The organism is Nitrospira sp. BLG_2 (genome assembly GCF_049222245.1).
On sequence record NZ_JBLYIG010000695.1, the window covers coordinates 1 to 3,975 of the forward strand.

Annotated in this window: 4 protein-coding genes and 1 pseudogene; 1 reads left to right on the forward strand and 4 read right to left on the reverse strand. The window is 54.2% G+C overall.

Annotated elements, in window-relative coordinates; genetic code table 11:
* On the forward strand, positions 1 to 265 hold a 265-nt coding region (locus tag ACOSYY_RS18340; protein WP_421664293.1), incomplete at its 5' end, for a ParE family toxin-like protein.
* A 173-nt stretch (positions 266 to 438) separates the two neighbouring features.
* Here the strand turns inward: ACOSYY_RS18340 and ACOSYY_RS20450 are convergent.
* The 4 genes and pseudogenes from ACOSYY_RS20450 to acs form a co-directional block, all read right to left on the reverse strand.
* A pseudogene (locus ACOSYY_RS20450) lies at positions 439 to 699 on the reverse strand (type II toxin-antitoxin system RelE family toxin); the annotation flags it as partial.
* Between the two features lie 39 nt (positions 700 to 738).
* On the reverse strand, positions 739 to 1,032 hold the full coding sequence (locus tag ACOSYY_RS18345) for a type II toxin-antitoxin system Phd/YefM family antitoxin (protein ID WP_421664294.1): 294 nt from the start codon (positions 1,030 to 1,032) through the stop codon (positions 739 to 741).
* 333 nt (positions 1,033 to 1,365) lie between these two features.
* Entirely contained in the window at positions 1,366 to 2,043 is a 678-nt protein-coding gene (locus ACOSYY_RS18350) for an IPT/TIG domain-containing protein (RefSeq protein WP_421664295.1), read from the reverse strand.
* A gap of 53 nt (positions 2,044 to 2,096) precedes the next feature.
* On the reverse strand, positions 2,097 to 3,974 hold the full coding sequence (acs, locus tag ACOSYY_RS18355; protein WP_526023349.1) for an acetate--CoA ligase: 1,878 nt from the start codon (positions 3,972 to 3,974) through the stop codon (positions 2,097 to 2,099).
* Position 3,975: the final 1 nt, after the last annotated feature.

Here is a 3,975-nt window from a genome sequence, read left to right on the forward strand (position 1 = left end):
AGATTTGAGGCATTTCACTTCAAGTCAATTTTGGCGGTGCTTCAATGCTTTGCCAGTCGATATCCAGGGCCTTGCTAGACGCAATTACGCTCTTCTCAAGCAGAATCCAACGCATCCTTCCCTACGATTCAAATCCGTACATGGCGGACGCTTTCGCAGCGTCCGGGTCGGTGTTCATTACCGCGCGCTTGGCGTTCCAGTTACAGAGGGAGTCCAGTGGTTCTGGATCGGACCGCATGCCGAGTATGACAAATTCTTTGGCTAACCATTCGCTCAACCAGATACCGAAAGATTGCTCCCTGCCTTTGCTGCACGGTGGGACTATTTACCATAGCAGGACCAGCCGATTTAGAAGCGGAGCCCATAGCAAGGACGAACGCTTGATGAACTTCGCGAGAATTTGAAAGCGCCTCATCATGACGCGGAGTAACAGTTCTCCTATCGGTCCCGGTGTTTTAACCGCTTGAGAGCTTCCTGATAGACCACGAGATCTTCTCGCCTTCCAATGGCGACGACTTCGACCAGAATCTTTTGGTCGATGATCCGGTATACGATACGGATCGATTTCTTCGCTGCGTAGACTTTGTAGTAGCCGGTGAGGTTGAGGCCTGTCCGATTGCCAAGATGCTCGCCGAGCCGTGGAGCGGTTTCAAGTTTCCTGAGCTGCTTCGCAACCGGTTCTTTCAGCGATCTGTCTAGACGCCGAAAGTCCTCGGCGCTGCGATAGTCAAAACGACGCTATACCGCAAGGCGTTGCTCCTTCAGCAACGCCTCCAGTGGGACGGCTTTCTTCCCTTTCTTGCGTGTCCGCTGTGTGACAAGGCGATGGATCTCCATGTGTTCCAAGAGATCGAGCGCCTCCGCCATCTTTTCATAGTCATCCACCGGCACGATCACAGCTTCTACCTGATTGTTTTTGAGGACGACCACCCGCCGCCGATGCTGGGCCTTCAGATCGGTCAGCACTTTTCCGAAGGATCGCGCTACTCGAGATGCGCTGAGGATTTCTTCTTTCTTGTAAGCCACGGCCATGTGATTGCCTCATGGTTTAGATCATTGCGTAGAATATAACGCATAATTCTACGCAACAACAAGGTTAAGGATTCAATGGAGCGTCCTTCTATGGCTGATTCTTGGCGGATGACCGGTAGGCAAAGTGAAGAGCCAGCCCTAGGATGACGGAAAGCAAAAGCGCCATTCCAAGTTGAAAGTCGAAACTCAGCGGCCCAACATAAATTTTATACAGCTGCAAAACGATCAGAGGGAAGACGACAGCCAAAGCAAGGCTTAGTAGGTGCCGTCTGAGATAAATAGGCTCACCTGGTTTTCTCGTCCATTTCATATGAAAGCCGGAGAGTCGTTCTCCTATTTGACCAGGAACGTCTTGGAATCTTGTCCGGAAGCTGTGGTGACGGTGACCATGACGAGGCCCTTACGGCCATCGGCTGGGACGGTCGTTAAGATGGTCGATTCGTCTTTCAGCGTAAAGGTGGATGGCTGACCCGGCCCGAAGGATACGCCTCGCAAGCAATCGGGCGAGCCAAACTCGGCCCCTTTGATCGTGACCTGTGTGCCTGGTTCACCTTCATCCGGTACCAGTTCTTGGATCTGCGGCGCGATTCCGAAACACGCGGGGGTGCTCGCGGTAGTTTCAGCTGTTTGAGGCTTCGGTTCGATCTTGGGCTGGACGATCTCGGGTTCGGCGGTCGTGGGTTCGGTAGCTTTTGGTTCGGCGGTCTGGGGTTCAGCGGTTGTGGGTTCAGTAGCTCTAGGCTCGGCAGTCTTGGGCTCTGCTGTCTTGGGTTCCGCACTCTTAGGTTCGGCGGTTGTGGGTTCTGTTGTCTTGGGTTCTGCAGGCTTAGGTTTGGTAGGCTTGGGTTTAGCGGTCTTGGGCTTGACTGTTTTTGGTTTGACGGTCTTGGAGTGCGGTTTAGCCTTTGGTTGCTGATCCGCGGCAAGGGTGAGTCCTGGACTGATTACCTGTAAAGACAGGGTCATGATACCGATTGAAATTGCCACAGCGAAAATCGTTGATTTCTCCATATGTCGTTCCCTTCGCTCGGTTAAGCCCATATCGAGTTTCACTTTTCTGTATGCTACTCTTCGATCGTCGAGATATCTCCTGGGTCTTGCCCCAACTCCTTCGCTTTGAGTACGCGGCGCATGATTTTTCCCGACCGAGTCTTGGGGAGAGAAGGGACGATATCGATTTCAGCCGGGACGCCGATCTTGCCCAATTCTTTCAGGACCTGATCCTTGATGGACTTGATCAGCGCCGGGCTTTCCTGCTCTCCCTGTTTCAAGATGATGAAGGCCTTGATGGATTCGCCGACTGTCTTATGCGGCTTGCCGATCACGGCAGCCTCCGCCACGGCCGGGTGACTGACTAATGCGCTTTCCACTTCAGCGGTGCCAAGCCGGTTGCCGGCGACTTTGATCACGTCATCCGCTCGGCCCATGAACCAAAAGTAGCCGTCTGCGTCTTTATGACAGACGTCGCCGGCCGTATAGCAATTGGGGATGGTGGCACAGTAGGCCGTATAACGATCAGGATCCTTGTAAATGGTGCGCATCATGGCCGGCCAGGGTTTTTTGATGACGGCAAAGCCGCCGGCGTGTGGTGGAAGACTATTTCCCTGACGATCGACGACGTCGGCTTCAATGCCGAAAAACGGTCGCGTGGCCGAACCGGGCTTCAGCGGCACGGTGGGAAGCGGGGTGATCAAGATCGATCCCGTTTCCGTCTGCCACCAGGTATCCATGATGGGTTTGTCTTCGCCTGTCACGCGATGAAACCATTCCCAGGCTTCCGGGTTAATTGGTTCTCCGACACTTCCGAGAATACGGAGCGTCGAGAGATCGAATTTTTTCGGCCAGTCTTCGCCGTAGCGCATAAGCAGTCGAATCGCGGTCGGAGTCGTATAGAAAATCGAGACCCCATACCGCTCGATGAGATCCCACCAGCGTCCAGGATTCGGGTAATCCGGTTTCCCTTCCGCGGTCAGGATCGTCGCGCCATTGAGAAGCGGACCGTAGACGATATAGCTGTGGCCTGTGACCCATCCCGGATCGGCCACGCAAAAGTACACGTCATCATCTTTCAGATCGAACACATACTTCGTCGTCGTGTAGGTGCCGACCATGTAGCCTCCGTGGACATGGACAACGCCCTTCGGCCGACCGGTCGTGCCGGATGTATAGAGAATATAGAGCGGTGCTTCGGCATCCAGCTGTTCTGCTTCGCAAACCGCCTGCTCATGCTCGATCCACTCCTTCCAGTCAATTTCCTTTGGCGCGGACAGGGGCGGACTTTGGATCTGGCGGCGTACGACCACCACATGACCGATCGTCGGGCAGGTTTTGAGAGCTTCGTCTACGACCGATTTCAGTTGGATAGCCTTGCCACGGTCGAACCCGACATCAGCGGTGATCACAACTTTGGATTCTGCATCGTTGATGCGGCTAGCGAGGGCAGGGGCGCTGAAACCTGAATAGACGACGCTATGGACAACGCCGATCCTGGCGCAAGCCAGCATGGCGATGACTTGTTCGGGTATTTTCGGCAAGTAGATGGTGACACGATCGCCTCGCTGGAGGCCAAGCTTTTTGAGGGCGTTGGCGCAGCGGTTCACGTGCCGGTACAGCTCAGCATAGGTGAAGATTCGTTCCTGATCGTTTTCGCCCACCCAGACCAGCGCGACTTTGTTCCTGCGCCAGGTTTTGATGTGCCGGTCCAAGCAGTTGTAAGCGATGTTGCATCGTGCGCCGACAAACCATTTCGCCCATGGATACTCCCACTCTAAGATTTTATCCCAAGGAGAAAACCACTCCAGCTCCTTGGCTTCAGTGCTCCAAAATGCTTCAGGGTCCGCGATGGATTGTTTGTACTCGGTTTCGTAGTCTTTGATATAGGCTGCGGCAATCGTCTTCGCGGTAGGCTGGTACGTTCGACTTCCCTTCAACAGGGTCTCGATC